Annotated in this window: 9 protein-coding genes; 3 read left to right on the top strand and 6 right to left on the bottom strand. The window is 71.0% G+C overall.

The genetic code is table 11. The features are described from left to right. The first annotated feature begins 838 nt into the window (after positions 1-838). On the top strand, positions 839-3586 hold the full coding sequence (ppdK, locus tag ACIRFL_RS36525) for a pyruvate, phosphate dikinase (protein WP_404037661.1): 2748 nt from the start codon (positions 839-841) through the stop codon (positions 3584-3586). A gap of 239 nt (positions 3587-3825) precedes the next feature. Here the strand turns inward: ppdK and ACIRFL_RS36520 are convergent, their stop codons facing one another. Further along, entirely contained in the window at positions 3826-5277 is a 1452-nt protein-coding gene (locus tag ACIRFL_RS36520; RefSeq protein ID WP_404037658.1) for an amidase, read from the bottom strand. A 118-nt stretch (positions 5278-5395) separates the two neighbouring features. On the opposite strand from ACIRFL_RS36520, the gene ACIRFL_RS36515 reads away from it, so the two are divergent. Then, positions 5396-6025, top strand: a complete 630-nt coding sequence (locus ACIRFL_RS36515; RefSeq protein WP_404037655.1) for a TetR/AcrR family transcriptional regulator — start codon at positions 5396-5398, stop codon at positions 6023-6025. A 212-nt stretch (positions 6026-6237) separates the two neighbouring features. Here the strand turns inward: ACIRFL_RS36515 and ACIRFL_RS36510 are convergent, their stop codons facing one another. The 4 genes from ACIRFL_RS36510 to ACIRFL_RS36495 all read right to left on the bottom strand — a co-directional run bounded on the left by ACIRFL_RS36510 (position 6238) and on the right by ACIRFL_RS36495 (position 11797). Further along, complete coding sequence (locus ACIRFL_RS36510; RefSeq protein ID WP_404037652.1) at positions 6238-7395, bottom strand: alkaline phosphatase PhoX; 1158 nt, start codon at positions 7393-7395, stop codon at positions 6238-6240. 198 nt (positions 7396-7593) lie between these two features. After that, complete coding sequence (gene nirD, locus ACIRFL_RS36505) at positions 7594-7944, bottom strand: nitrite reductase small subunit NirD (RefSeq protein WP_404037649.1); 351 nt, start codon at positions 7942-7944, stop codon at positions 7594-7596. Further along, positions 7941-10580 carry a nitrite reductase large subunit NirB gene (gene nirB / locus ACIRFL_RS36500; protein WP_404037646.1) on the bottom strand — a complete coding sequence of 880 codons (2640 nt, stop codon included), beginning with the start codon at positions 10578-10580 and terminating at the stop codon, positions 7941-7943. The genes nirD and nirB overlap by 4 nt, the downstream gene beginning before the upstream one ends. After that, on the bottom strand, positions 10580-11797 hold the full coding sequence (locus ACIRFL_RS36495) for an NAD(P)/FAD-dependent oxidoreductase (RefSeq protein ID WP_404037643.1): 1218 nt from the start codon (positions 11795-11797) through the stop codon (positions 10580-10582). The genes nirB and ACIRFL_RS36495 overlap by 1 nt, the downstream gene beginning before the upstream one ends. A gap of 297 nt (positions 11798-12094) precedes the next feature. On the opposite strand from ACIRFL_RS36495, the gene ACIRFL_RS36490 reads away from it, so the two are divergent. After that, complete coding sequence (locus ACIRFL_RS36490; RefSeq protein ID WP_404037640.1) at positions 12095-12877, top strand: sulfite exporter TauE/SafE family protein; 783 nt, start codon at positions 12095-12097, stop codon at positions 12875-12877. Positions 12878-12899: 22 nt separating this feature from the next. Here the strand turns inward: ACIRFL_RS36490 and ACIRFL_RS36485 are convergent, their stop codons facing one another. Beyond that, a complete protein-coding gene (locus tag ACIRFL_RS36485) occupies positions 12900-13517 on the bottom strand; it encodes a class F sortase (protein WP_404037638.1) in 618 nt (205 codons plus the stop codon). Between the last annotated feature and the right edge of the window lie 42 nt (positions 13518-13559).

Here is a 13559-nt window from a genome sequence, read left to right as displayed (position 1 = left end):
GCCATCGTTGGCTTTCGCGTCGTTGTGGTTGTTCGCGCAGTTCCCCGCGCCCCTTCGGTGGTTACTCGCCATCGTTGGCTTTCGCGTCGTTGTGGTTGTTCGCGCAGTTCCCCGCGCCCCTTCGGTGGTTACTCGCCATCGTTGGCTTTCGCGTCGTTGTGGCTGGTCGCGCAGTTCCCCGCGCCCCTGTGGGGGTCACTCGCCGTCGTTGGCTTTCGGGCCGTTGTGGTTGGGTGCGCAGTTCCCCGCGCCCCTTCGGGGGTCGCCCGCCGTCGTTGGCTGTCGCGTCGTTGTGGCTGGTTGCGCAGTTCCCCGCGCCCCTGTGGGGGTCACTCGCCGTCGTTGGCTGTCGCGTCGTCGTGGTTGGGTGCGCAGTTCCCCGCGCCCCTTCGGGGGGCCAGCCGGTCCTCGACTGTGGCGTCGTCGCGTCTGCCGTTTTCCGGGGTCTCTGGGGGGCGTCCGCATGGTGGGATTTGGTTGGGTGTGGCAGCGTGATTTTTGCCACCCTTGATGTGGGTTGCGCTCAGATGAGCGGATCATGGACGGCTGCACTTCTCCAAGGGGTGGCACTCGGTGCCACCCCTTGGTCGTTCAGCGCGCGAAATCAGACGTGCCCTGGTCTGCTCGTATGAGCACGGAGCGGAGCGTACAGAGCCTCCGTCCGTTCAAGAAGTGAAAACGTCGGCTGCCCGATGCTTGCCCATCCTTGACTTTCGATCCCGTGGCGGACGGCTGGTTACGGGCGTATGACGCGCGAGTGGACGTACCCGGGTGCCTTCGATCTGGGTATGTTCCTCGCCGTCAGGGCAGCCACCGCGGCCTCAAGGAGTCGAGTCCCGTGTCGGAAAACAAAGATCCTCAGGTACCCGCGTCGGGCGAAAGCGTTGAGAGCGTGAAGTTCGTCTATGACTTCACCGAGGGAAACAAGGACCTCAAGGACCTCCTGGGCGGCAAGGGCGCGAACCTCGCCGAGATGACCAATCTGGGCCTTCCGGTCCCCCCGGGCTTCACCATCACCACCGAGGCCTGCAAGGTCTACCTCGACAGCGGCGAGGAGCCGGCGGCACTGCGTGACGAGGTGAGTGCGCACCTCGAAGCCCTCGAAGCGGCCATGGGCAAGAAGCTCGGACAGGCCGACAACCCCCTCCTCGTGTCCGTCCGCTCCGGGGCGAAGTTCTCGATGCCGGGCATGATGGACACCGTCCTGAACATCGGCCTGTCCGACGAGTCCGTGCGGGGCCTCGCGGAGCAGGCCGGCGACGAGCGGTTCGCCTGGGACTCCTACCGGCGGCTCATCCAGATGTTCGGCAAGACCGTCCTCGGCATCGACGGCGACCACTTCGAGGACGCCCTCGACAAGGCCAAGGAGGCCAGGCAGGTCACGGTCGACACCGAGCTGGCCGCGGCGGACCTGAAGAACGTCGTCGGCACCTTCAAGAAGATCGTCAAGAAGGAGACGGGCCGCGACTTCCCGCAGGACCCGCGCGAGCAGATGGACCTCGCCATCAAGGCGGTCTTCGAGTCCTGGAACGGCGACCGGGCCAGGCTCTACCGCCGTCAGGAGCGCATCCCGCACGACCTCGGCACCGCCGTCAACATCTGCTCCATGGTCTTCGGCAACCTGGGCCCCGACTCCGGCACCGGAGTCGCCTTCACCCGCGACCCGGCAAGCGGCCACCAGGGTGTCTACGGCGACTACCTGCAGAACGCGCAGGGCGAGGACGTCGTCGCGGGCATCCGCAACACCGTGGCCCTGGCCGAGCTGGAGAACATCGACAAGCCGTCGTACGACCGGCTCTTGGAGATCATGGAGATCCTGGAGAACCACTACAAGGACCTCTGCGACATCGAGTTCACCATCGAACGCGGCCAGCTGTGGATGCTGCAGACCCGCGTCGGCAAGCGCACCGCGGGCGCCGCCTTCCGTATCGCCACCCAGCTGGTGGACCAGGGCCTGATCGACGAGACCGAGGCGCTGCAGCGGGTCACCGGCGCCCAGCTCGCCCAGCTGATGTTCCCGCGGTTCGACGAGCACGCCAAGACCGAGCAGGTCGGCCGGGGCATCGCCGCCTCGCCGGGCGCCGCGGTCGGCAAGGCGGTCTTCGACTCCTACACCGCCGTCAAGTGGTCCCGCTCGGGCGAGAAGGTCATCCTCGTCCGCCGCGAGACCAACCCGGACGACCTGGACGGCATGATCGCGGCCGAGGGCATCCTGACCTCCCGCGGCGGCAAGACCTCGCACGCGGCCGTGGTCGCGCGCGGCATGGGCAAGACCTGTGTCTGCGGCGCGGAGGACCTGGAGGTCGACACCAAGCGGCGCCGGATGACGGTGCCGGGCGGGCATGTCGTCGAGGAGGGCGACGTGATCTCCATCGACGGCTCCAGCGGCAAGGTGTACCTGGGCGAGGTCCCGGTGGTGCCGTCCCCGGTCGTGGAGTACTTCGAGGGCCGGATGCACGCGGGCGCCGACGACGCCGACGAACTGGTCGAGGCCGTGCACCGGATCATGGCGTTCGCCGACCGCAAGCGCCGGCTGCGGGTGCGCGCCAACGCCGACAACGCGGAGGACGCGCTGCGGGCCCGGCGCTTCGGCGCCCAGGGCATCGGCCTGTGCCGCACCGAGCACATGTTCCTCGGTGACCGGCGCGAGCTGGTGGAGCGGCTGATCCTGGCGGATACGGAGGCGGAGCGCGAGGAGTCGCTGAAGCAGCTCCTGCCGCTCCAGAAGCGGGACTTCGTCGAGCTGTTCGAGGCGATGGACGGGTTGCCGGTGACGGTCCGGCTGCTCGACCCGCCGCTGCACGAGTTCCTGCCCGACATCACCGAACTGTCGGTGCGTGTGGCGCTCGCGGAGGCCCGGCAGGAGCCGCACGAGAACGAACTGCGGCTGCTCCAGGCGGTGCACCGGCTGCATGAGCAGAACCCCATGCTGGGCTTGCGCGGCGTCCGCCTCGGCCTCGTCATCCCGGGCCTGTTCAGCATGCAGGTCAGGGCGATCGCCGAGGCCGCGGCCGAACGCAGCAACGCCAAGGGCGATCCGCGCGCCGAGATCATGATTCCGCTCGTCGGCACCGTCCAGGAGTTGGAGATCGTCCGCGAGGAGGCGGACCGGGTCATCGCCGAGGTGGAGCAGGCGACCGGCACCGGGCTGAAGCTGGCGATCGGCACCATGATCGAACTGCCCCGTGCCGCGCTGACCGCAGGCCAGATCGCCGAGGCCGCGGAGTTCTTCTCCTTCGGTACCAACGACCTCACCCAGACGGTGTGGGGCTTCAGCCGCGACGACGTCGAGGCGTCCTTCTTCACCGCCTACCTGGAGAAGGGCATCTTCGGCGTCAGCCCGTTCGAGACCATCGACAAGGACGGCGTCGGCTCCCTGGTGCAGTCGGCGGCGAAGGCGGGCCGCGCCACCCGCCCGGACCTGAAGCTCGGCGTGTGCGGCGAGCACGGCGGCGACCCGGAGTCCGTCCACTTCTTCCACGAGGTGGGCCTGGACTACGTCTCCTGCTCCCCGTTCCGCATCCCGGTCGCCCGGCTGGAGGCCGGCCGCGCCGCCACCCAGTCGGCGGGCAGCGACCACCGCTGACCACAGGCCCGCGGGACGGCGTCCCTCACCGCCCCGCCCCGGCCCCGGAGCCGCCGACGGTCCCCGACCCTCACCGATCGACGGCGGCTCCGGCCCACCACAAGGAGGGGCGGCACCCTGTGCGGGGGCGCCGCCCCTCCGGGTGCGTGGTGGACGTCCTGCGGGTGCGCCGCCCCTCCGCGCATCATCTGCGCAGACTTTCAAGTCCTCTCGATGTCTCAGCGTGCCAGGGGCGTTCTTCAGCGGCCTGGGTGGTTCCCGGCCCATACCGTGGGAGTCCGGCCTGACCAGGGACTTGCCTGTTCGAGTTGGCCGGCGAGGCGGAAGAGCCGGCTTTCAAGGCCGTATCCGGCGGCGAACTGCATACCTACCGGAAGCCCCGTCCCGGCGTCGGCCGTCACAGGTACGGACATGGCGGGCGTGCCCGCCACGTTGAACGGCATGGTGAACGGCGACAGGTCATTGATGCGCTCGATCCAGCCGAGGCCGTCCAGTGTCTCCGCGCCCTCGGTATGAGTGCCCAGAGGCAAGGGGGGCTCCGGCAGGGTCGGCGTGAGGAGGATGTCGTACGCGTCGAAGTACCGCGCCAGGCTTCGGGCCACCCGGTTCCGCATCGCGAGAGCGGTGAGGAATTGCGCGCCGCCGACCCGCTGCCCGTAGTGGTAGCCGGCGAGGGTCGCCGGCTCAAGGGTCGAGGAGTCGATGGGACGGCCGAAGGCGGCGGCCAATTCGTCGACCAGGGTGGTGAGGTTCACCGTCATGAGCCGGGCGTTGGCCAGGACGAATTCCTCCCAGTCGGCGCCGAGGTCGACCTCGGCCTCCTCCACCTGGTGACCGAGGGATTCAAGCAACCGCACGGTGCGGGAGAGGGCGTCGGTCACCGGTGCGGTCGTGCGGCGTCCGCCCCACGCCTGGGCGAGGACACCGATGCGCAATGAGCCCGGACGACGGGTGACTTCCTCCGCGTACGGCCGTGACGGCTGCTGGGCGAAGTAGGGGTCGCCCGATTCCGGGCCGCGTATCTGGTCGAGCAGTACCGCACTGTCGCGTACGGTGCGGCTGACGCTGCCGTGCACGGCCAGGCCGTTGAAGACCTCGTCGACGCCGGGCCCCATGGACACCCGGCCACGGGTGGGTTTGATCCCGAAGAGGCCGTTGTAGGCGGCGGGGACACGGAGCGATCCGGCGGCGTCGGTGCCATGGGCGACCGGGACCACCCCTGCGGCGACAGCGGCGGCCGCGCCTCCACTGGATCCGCCCGCGCTCCGCTCCAGGTCCCACGGGTTGCGGGTCGCGCCGTACAACGCTGATTCCGTGGAGATGCCGTAGGCCATCTCCGGTGTCGCGGTGCGCCCGAACGTCACGAGGCCGGCGCGACGGAAGCGCAGCATCAGTGAGGAGTCGGAGCCGGCGACGTTACCGGCCGCCAGACGGCTTCCCAGCTCCGTTCGCCTGCCGGCCATGGCCACCGCGATGTCCTTGATCAGAAAAGGGACGCCGGCCAGGGGTGCGCTGCCGGGGACAGGTTCGTCGTCGGACGGCCAGGTCTCCACGACGGCGTTGATCCGCGGATCGACTGCCTGTACAGCCTCGCGTGCGGCTGCCTCCAGTTCGGCGGGGAGCACCTCGCCCATGGCCACCAGCTCCGCCAGCCCGACCGCGTCGAAGCTCACGTATTCAGAAACGTTCACCGTCACTCCCTGACAAGTCCGATACCGTCGAGTACCGAACGATACCCTACGGTATCGAAAGGGTCTGGCTGGTACCGTAGGGCGTTGCGAACCCCGCGATCGGAGTGACGGAGTAGTCATGGCATCGACCCTCGGCAGGCCGAGCAGAGTGGCGAAGCTGCCGCCTCGTGAGCGCATCCTCGACGCGGCCGAAGAACTCTTCCAGAGAGAGGGGATCCGGCAGGTGGGGGTCCAGACGATCGCCGACAAGGCCGAGACCACCAAAATGGCGATCTACCGGCACTTCGAGACCAAGGACGCGCTGGTCGCGGAGTGGCTGCGGATCGTCGCCGCCGATTATCGGGCGGCCTTCGACCGCGTGGAAACCGAATACCCCGACCGGCCCGAGGAGCAGATTCTGGGCCTGGCCCGCTTCATCGCCGAGGGGCTGCCGGCGATCTCATACCGGGGCTGCCCGTTCATCAACTCCCTCGCCGAGCTGCCCGACCGCCTTCATCCGGCACGGCAGGTGATCGAGGACCACAAGGCCCACCAGACCCGCAGGCTGATCGGCATGTGCGCCAAAGCCCAGATGCCCGACCCCGAACAGGCCGCGGCCGAGATCACCTTCGTACTCGAAGGGGCGCAGGTCAGCACACAGAACGGAAGCATCGATCAGACGGGAGACCGCCTGATGAAGATCGTCGAGGGAATCGTGGACCGGCACCGCTCCCACCTCGGCGCATGCGGGGCGGCTCAGAACTCCTGACAAAGTCGGAGGTTTTTCAGTCGCCGCCGGCAGATGACGCCGCAGGCCAGGCTGGGTGACGTCGTTGGGGTTGCCGCCGGTCAGCGAGACTGCCGGCGGGATGCCGGACGGATACCCCGCCGAGACTGTGACGGCCGAACAACAGGACGGCTGACTTCCCAGGTCGGGAAGTCGGCCGTACACCCTGTGCGGGGGCCCCGCCCCTTGCGGGGTCACGTGCGGAACGGGCCCCGCACCTCGTAGGTGATTCCCGCGGACGACGAGCCGCTGGTGCCGCGCTGGCTGAAGAAGTACAGGCGGGTGCCGTCGGGGGAGAACGCCGGGCCGGTGATCTCCGAGGCCGACTGGCCGTCGATGCGCAGGAAGGGCGCGACCACGTCGTCCGGGGTGATCACGCAGATCTCCATGTTGCCGCCGTCCTCCGCCACGAACAGGTCGCCGGAGGCGGCGCCGGTGACGTTGTCGACGCCGGTCAGCGGGGCGGAGCCGCCCGTCACCAGGGAGTCGTCGTAGGCGAGTTCGATGGTCTGGGCGGCTGCGTCGTACTGCCAGACGCGGTTGTCGCCCTTCGTGGTGAACCAGCAGGTGTCGTCGGCGTAGTGGCAGCCCTCGCCGCCGTTGAACCGCTTGGCGCCGGAGACCTGGTTGCGGGTGGCCGTCGCGCCCGTCGGATCGGGCACCCGCGCCCAGCCGACCGGGCCGCTGGTGGCCGTGCCGGCGACCAGCACCTCCAGCGTGCCGGCCGACAGATCGCCCCAAGTCGTGGGCCGGAAGCGGTAGAAGCAGCCGTCGGTGACGTCCTCCGTGAGGTAGATGACGCCCCGGACCGGGTCCGCCGCCGCGGCCTCGTGCTTGAAACGGCCCATCGCGTCCCGGCGGACCGCCGCCTTCACACCCCAGGGGTCGGTCTCGTACACATAGCCGCGGTCCACCTCCTCGCACGACAGCCAGGTGTTCCACGGCGTCCTGCCGCCCGCGCAGTTGGTCCGGGTGCCGGACAGGATGCGGTAGGCGCCGGTCACCGTCCCGGTGGCCGAGAACCTGAGCGCGCTCGCGCCGCCGGACGGGCTGATCTCGGAGTTGGAGACGTAGATCCAGCCGCTGCCGTCCGCGAAGCAGGCCCCGCCGTCGGGGGCGTCGTGCCAGGCGTACGAGGTACCCGGGACCGTCTGCCGGGACCGGGCGACCACCCGGCTGGTGAAGCCGCTCGGCAGCCGGATGCCGTTGGCGTCCGGGGCGGCGAGTGGTCCGTAGGGGCCCGTGCCGGGCTGCGCGGGCGCGGCGTACGCGGCGCCGCGCCACAGGGTTCCGCCGAACGCGGCGGAGGAGCCGCCGAGGGCGGCGGCACGCAGGAAGGTACGACGTTCCACACTCGCTCCGAGGGGTGCCGTGACCGGCTCGCCGCCGGTACGGCGGCGAGGTCGTACGGAGACGGACCCTAGACGCCTTTGATGGATACGCCGTGGATGTGACGTGCACATGACCCGACGGAGGTGTTTCCGTCCGTTCGCGGGTCCGGGCGCGGGCGCGCCCGGACCCCGTTCGTCACCGTGTCCGGACCCCGTCCGTCACCGTGTCCGCACCTCGTACGTCGTCACGCGGACCGACGCGTCGTCCAGGCACTGTCCGGAGGCCAGGTCGAAGCGCTGCTTCAGCAGCGGGGAGGCGACGAAGGGGCGTCCCTCGTGGGTGCCGGTCAGACCGCGGGAGAGGACGGCCGCGCCGCCGAACGGATCACGGTTGTCGATGCCGTACAGCCGGCCCGCCCGGTCGCGGAAGACGGCCACCTGGCGGCCGTCGGGCAGCAGCGCCGCCACCCCCCGGCCCGGGGTCAGCAGGCTGATGTCACAGACCGTGAACCAGTCCTCGGCGAGCCGCAGTTGGACCTTCAGATCGGTGGTCTCCGGTGCCAGGGTCATCGCTGGGAGCTTCCTTCCAGGGCGTCTTCCAGTGCCGGTGTGCGCGGCATGCCGATGGACAGCAGCGGCAGATCGGGCTTGATCTGGTCGCGTTCGGGGACGAAGCCGACGACCGGGTCGGGGGTGTCCGGGGCGTTCACGAAGGACACGAACCGGGCCAGCTTCTCCGGGTTGTTGATGGTCTCCGCCCATTCGTCGCGGTAGTGCGCCACGTGGGCCGCCATCAGGGACTCCAGTTCCGCGCAGATGCCGAGCGAGTCGTGCACGACCACGTCCCGTACGTGGTCCAGGCCGCCCGGGATCCGGTCGAGCCACACGCTGGTGCGCTCCAGACGGTCGGCCGTGCGGATGTAGAACATCAGGAAACGGTCGATCAGCCGGATCAGTTCGGTGTCGCTCAGGTCCTGCGCGAGCAGGTCCGCGTGGCGCGGGGTCGCGCCGCCGTTCCCGCCGACGTAGAGGTTCCAGCCGCTCGCGGTGGCGATGACACCGAAGTCCTTCGACTGGGCCTCGGCGCATTCGCGGGCGCACCCGGACACCGCGGACTTCAGCTTGTGCGGCGAGCGCAGTCCCCGGTAGCGCAGCTCCAGGTCGATCGCCATGCGGACGGAGTCCTGGACGCCGTAGCGGCACCAGGTCTGGCCCACGCAGGACTTCACCGTGCGCAGCGCCTTGCCGTAGGCGTGCCCGGACTCGAAGCCGGCGTCCACCAACCGGGTCCAGATCAGCGGCAGTTGTTCGACCCGCGCGCCGAACATGTCGATGCGCTGTCCGCCGGTGATCTTCGTGTAGAGGCCGAAGTCGCGGGCGATCTCGCCGATCACGATCAGCTTCTCCGGGGTGATCTCACCGCCGGGGATGCGCGGTACGACCGAGTACGAGCCGTTCTTCTGGAGGTTGGCGAGGAAGTGGTCGTTGGTGTCCTGGAGCGCCGCCTGCTCGCCGTCGAGGACATAGCCGTCCGCGCCGATGCTGGGCGCGAGGGAGGCGATGATCGAGGCGACGGTGGGCTTGCAGGTCTCGCAGCCGTCGCCGCCCCGGGCGGCTTCCCGGCCGTAGCGGTCCAGCAGGTCACGGTAGGAGGTGATGCGCAGCGCGAGGACGATCTCGTACAGCTCCTCGCGGGTGTGCGCGAAGCAGCCGCACAGGCCCTTGTCGACCTCGACGCCGCTCGCCTCCAGCTCGGCGGTGACCAACTGGCCGAGCACCTTGACGCAGCTGCCGCAGCCCGTACCGGCCCGGGTGCACTTCTTCACCTCGGGCACGCTGGTGCAGGAGTGCTCGGTCACCGCGCCGCGGATCGTGCCCTTGGTGACGTTGTGGCAGGAGCAGATCACCGCCTCGTCGGGCAGCGCGGCCGGGCCGAGCGCGGCCGGGGCCGCAGCGTCGGCGGGCAGCACCAGCCGCTCCGGCGGGACGGGCGGTACCGTGCCGGTCAGCGCGCGCAGCGTGCCGTACGCCTCCGCGTCGCCGATCAGGATGCCGCCGAGCAGTGTGCCGTCGCGGCCGACGACCAGCTTCTTGTACAGCCCGGACCGGGAGTCGGAGTAGACGACGTCCAGGCAGTCCGCGGCCGTGCCGTGCGCGTCGCCGAAGGACGCCACGTCCACGCCGAGCAGCTTCAGCTTGGTCGACAGGTCGGCGCCGGTGAACGCCGGCTGCTCCGACTCGTCCTCGGCGATGGCGGCTGCGGCCGTCGTCGCCTGCTCGTAGCCCGGCGCGACCAGGCCGTACACCCGGCCGTCGACGGCCTGCGCGCACTCGCCGATCGCGAACACACGCGGGTCGGTGACGGTGCGGCAGCGCTCGTCCACGGTGATCCCGCCGCGCTCGCCGACCGCGAGGCCCGCGTCCCGGGCGAGCTGGTCGCGGGGGCGCACGCCGGCGCTGAACACCACTAGGTCCGTGGCGAGTTCGGAGCCGTCGGACAGTTTCATGCCGGTGACGGCGCCGTCCGCGCCGACGACGATCTCCTGCGTGCCCACGCCGGTGTGCACGGCCAGGCCCATGTCCTCGATGGTGCGCAGCAGCGCGGCACCGCCGCCCTCGTCGACCTGCACCGGCATCAGCCGCGGCGCGAACTCCACGATGTGGCTGGTGAGTCCGAGGCCCTTGAGCGCGCCCGCGGCCTCCAGGCCGAGCAGCCCGCCGCCGACCACCGCGCCCGTCGTCGCCCGGGACTTCGCGTACTCCTCGATCGCGAGCAGGTCCTCGATGGTGCGGTAGACGAAGCAGCCCTCGGCGTCCCTGCCCGGGACGGGCGGCACGAAGGGGAAGGAGCCGGTGGCCAGCACGAGGACGTCGTAGCCGACCGTCAGACCGGAGCGGGCCGTGACCGTGCGGGCCTCCCGGTCGATGCGCTGCGCCGGGTCGCCCACGTGCAGTTCGATGCCGTGGCTGGTGATGAACTCCATGTCGGTCAGGGACAGTTCCTCGGGTGTACGCCCCGAGAAGTACGAGGTGAGCTGGACCCGGTCGTAGGCCGGGCGCGGCTCTTCACAGAGCACGACCACCCGGTGCGTGGCGGTCAGACCGCGCTCGGCGAGCGCTTCGAGGAAGCGCTGGCCGACCATGCCGTGGCCGACGAGCACGATCGTGGGGCGGGGGCGGTCCCCAACGGGTGCGGTCGTGGACATCAGGAGCCTCCGTCGTTGGTGAGCAGATGGAGCAGCGGGCCGTCGTCGGGGAGCGGCTCTGCTCCCTCCCAGGCGCGGGCGAGCGCGCCGACGGTGCCGAGCTGGCCGACCAGGACCCCGCCGACCAGGCGGTCGTCGCGGACGACGACCTTGCGGTAGGTGCCGCGGGTGGCGTCGGCGAGCTGTACGACGTCGTCGCCGGGGCGCGGCTCCATCTCGCCGAACGCGGCGAGGTCGAAGGGCGAGCCGCCGCCGGCCAGGGTGAGCCGGGTCAGTGAACGGGTGCCGGTGTACTTGGAGTCGGGCCGTCCGGTGAGCAACCCGGCCAGCGCCTCGGCCTGTTCGAGGGCCGGGGCGGCCAGTCCGTACACCGTGCCGGCGTGCTGGACGCAGTCGCCGACGGCGCGGATGTGCGGGTCGGACGTGCGCAGTTCGTCGTCGACGAGGACGCCTCGGTGGACGGCGAGACCCGCGTCCGCGGCGAGCCCCACCCGCGGGCGTACCCCGCAGGCGAGGACCACGAGATCGGCGTCCAGGGCGTACCCGTCGGCCAGTTCCACCGAGCGTACGGCGCCGCCGGCCGAGCGCACGTCCCGCACCCGGCACTCGGTGTGCACCTCGACGCCCAGATCCGTCAGGTGACGCAGCACGAGCCGCGACGCGTTCGGGTCGAGCTGGCGCTCCATGAGCCGTTCGGCCTGCTGGGCGAGGACCACCTGGGCGCCGCGCACGGCGAGCGCACGGGCCGCCGACACGCCGAGCAGCCCGCCGCCGACGACGACCGCCCGCACGCCCGGCCGCAGCGCCTTGGCCAGGCCCAGACAGTCGTCCATGGTGCGGAACGCGTGGACGCCCTCGGGCAGTTCGTGCCCGCCCGCCCCGAACAGGCCGCGCAGCGGCGGCAGGACGGGGTTGGAACCGGTGGCCAGGACGAGCGTGTCGTATGCGATCTCCGAGCCGTCCGCGCAGCGCACCAGCCGCGCGGCGCGGTCGATGCCGGTGACCCGGGCGCGTACGAGACGCGCGGGCGCCGGCAGGGCGATCACCTCGGGGTCGTACCGGCCGGCCAGCACCTCCGCGAGCAGGACCCGGTTGTACGGGCGGTGCTCCTCCTCGCCGACGAGCAGCGCGGACGCGCCCAGCTCGGCAAGCCGACGGGCGAGCCGTTCGCCCGCGAGGCCGGCGCCGATCACCACCACACGCGTGTCCGAGGTCATGCACCGCAGCGTGCGACGCGGACGTTACCCGACGGCATCCCCCCTGTTTCCCCCGAGGAACGCTGCCCTCAGCACCCCCACCCCCACGATGTGAGGGACCGGGCGACCCTGGGGCGCGCCCCGATAGGGGCGCGGGGAACTGCGCGAACAACCCCAACGCGCCCGCACCCATCCGACGACCGGTGCGCCCCATAGGGGCGCGGGGAACTGCGCGAACAACCCCAACGCCGCCGCACCCGAAAGACAACCGCCGCCCCCCGCGGGGACCTGGTGGCACGTCGCCATAGAGTCACGATCATGCCCGACATACCGCTGACCGTCCTCACCCTGCTCAGCCTGGCCGCCCTGGCGGCCGGCTGGATCGACGCGGTGGTAGGCGGCGGCGGCCTGCTGCTGCTCCCCGCGCTCCTGCTAGGCCTGCCCGCAGGCACCCCCGCGGCCACCGCGCTCGGCACCAACAAGGCGGTCGCCATCGTCGGCACCACGGGCGCGGCGGTGACCTACGCCCGCCGCGCACCCGTGGACGTACGCACCGCGGTCCGCATCGGTCTCGCCGCGCTGGCGGGCTCCTCGGCCGGGGCGTTCTTCGCGGCCGGGATGAGCACCGACGTGCTCAAGCCGGTGATCATGGTGGTGCTGCTCATCGTCGCGGCCTTCGTGATCCTGCGCCCGGCCTTCGGCACCGCGCCCGCCCCCGGCCCCGCCTCCCGTCGCCGGATCCTCGCGGCCATCGGCCTGGCCGGCCTCGGCATCGGCTTCTACGACGGCCTGGTCGGACCGGGCACCGGCACCTTCCTCGTCCTCGCCCTCACCGCGGTCCTCCACCTCGATCTGGTCACCGCATCCGCCACCGCCAAGATCGTCAACTGCTGCACCAACGCGGGCGCGCTGGCCACGTTCGCCTGGCAGGGGGCGGTGTGGTGGCGGCTTGCCGTGGTGTTGGCGGTGTTCAATCTGGCGGGCGGCATGCTGGGCGCGCGTACCGCGTTGAAGCGGGGCAGTGGTTTTGTCCGGGTGGTGCTGCTGACGGTGGTGTTCGCACTGGTGGCGAACCTGGCGTACCAGCAGTGGCTGGCGTAGGCCGGCGGGCCGCGCGGGCGGCTCAGCGGCTGCCGGTCAGATGGGCGAAGACGACCACGTTGCCCTGATAGCCCGTGGTCTTCGAGTAGCCCCCGCCGCAGGTGATGATCCGCAGCTCCGGGCGCTCGGCGGCGCCGTACACCGTGTCGTCGGGAAAGTCGCTCGCCCGGTACACCTCGACCGCGTCCACGGTGAACACCGCCACGCTGCCGTCCCGCCGGTCCAGTTCCACGGTGGCGCCCCGCTTCACCGCGCCGAGGGCGTAGAAGACGGCCGGGCCCTCGGAGTTGTCGACGTGCCCGGCGACGATCGCGGTGCCCTTCTCGCCGGGTGCGGTGCCGGCCTCGTACCAGCCGGCCAGGTTCTTGTCGCCGGTCGGCGGCGCGTCGAGGCTGCCGGACGGCGTCAGGCCGAGGCCCGTCATCGGGGCGTCGACCCGGATCGAGGTGATGCGGATCCGGGTGGGCGGGGACGGCGGCAGCGCGGGCGCCGCAAGCCGCTCCTCGGCCGGATCCGGGCGGCTCTCCGCGGCGGCGGGCTGCGGCGGCGCGGACAGCTGGGCGGTGCCCAGCAGCCAGACGCCGGAGCCGAAGGCGACCACGGTGACCGCGGCTATCGCGGTGTCCCCGATCCTGCGCATACGAACCTCCCGGCCTCCCGGAGCCCCGGGCCTCCCGGAACT

Source organism: Streptomyces sp. NPDC102462 (assembly GCF_044765425.1).
Lineage (GTDB): Bacteria > Actinomycetota > Actinomycetes > Streptomycetales > Streptomycetaceae > Streptomyces.
Note: the sequence above shows the minus strand (reverse complement) of the source record. Positions and strands in the feature narration are given on the sequence as shown.

Excerpts from the sequence above, each read along its gene's own strand:
- ACIRFL_RS36485 (WP_404037638.1), bottom strand. The coding sequence starts at position 13,517 with ATGCGCAGGATCGGGGACACCGCGATAGCCGCGGTCACCGTGGTCGCC.
- nirB (WP_404037646.1), bottom strand. The coding sequence starts at position 10,580 with ATGTCCACGACCGCACCCGTTGGGGACCGCCCCCGCCCCACGATCGTG.
- ACIRFL_RS36515 (WP_404037655.1), top strand. The coding sequence starts at position 5,396 with ATGGCATCGACCCTCGGCAGGCCGAGCAGAGTGGCGAAGCTGCCGCCT.
- ACIRFL_RS36490 (WP_404037640.1), top strand. The coding sequence starts at position 12,095 with ATGCCCGACATACCGCTGACCGTCCTCACCCTGCTCAGCCTGGCCGCC.
- nirD (WP_404037649.1), bottom strand. The coding sequence starts at position 7,944 with ATGACCCTGGCACCGGAGACCACCGATCTGAAGGTCCAACTGCGGCTC.
- ACIRFL_RS36495 (WP_404037643.1), bottom strand. The coding sequence starts at position 11,797 with ATGACCTCGGACACGCGTGTGGTGGTGATCGGCGCCGGCCTCGCGGGC.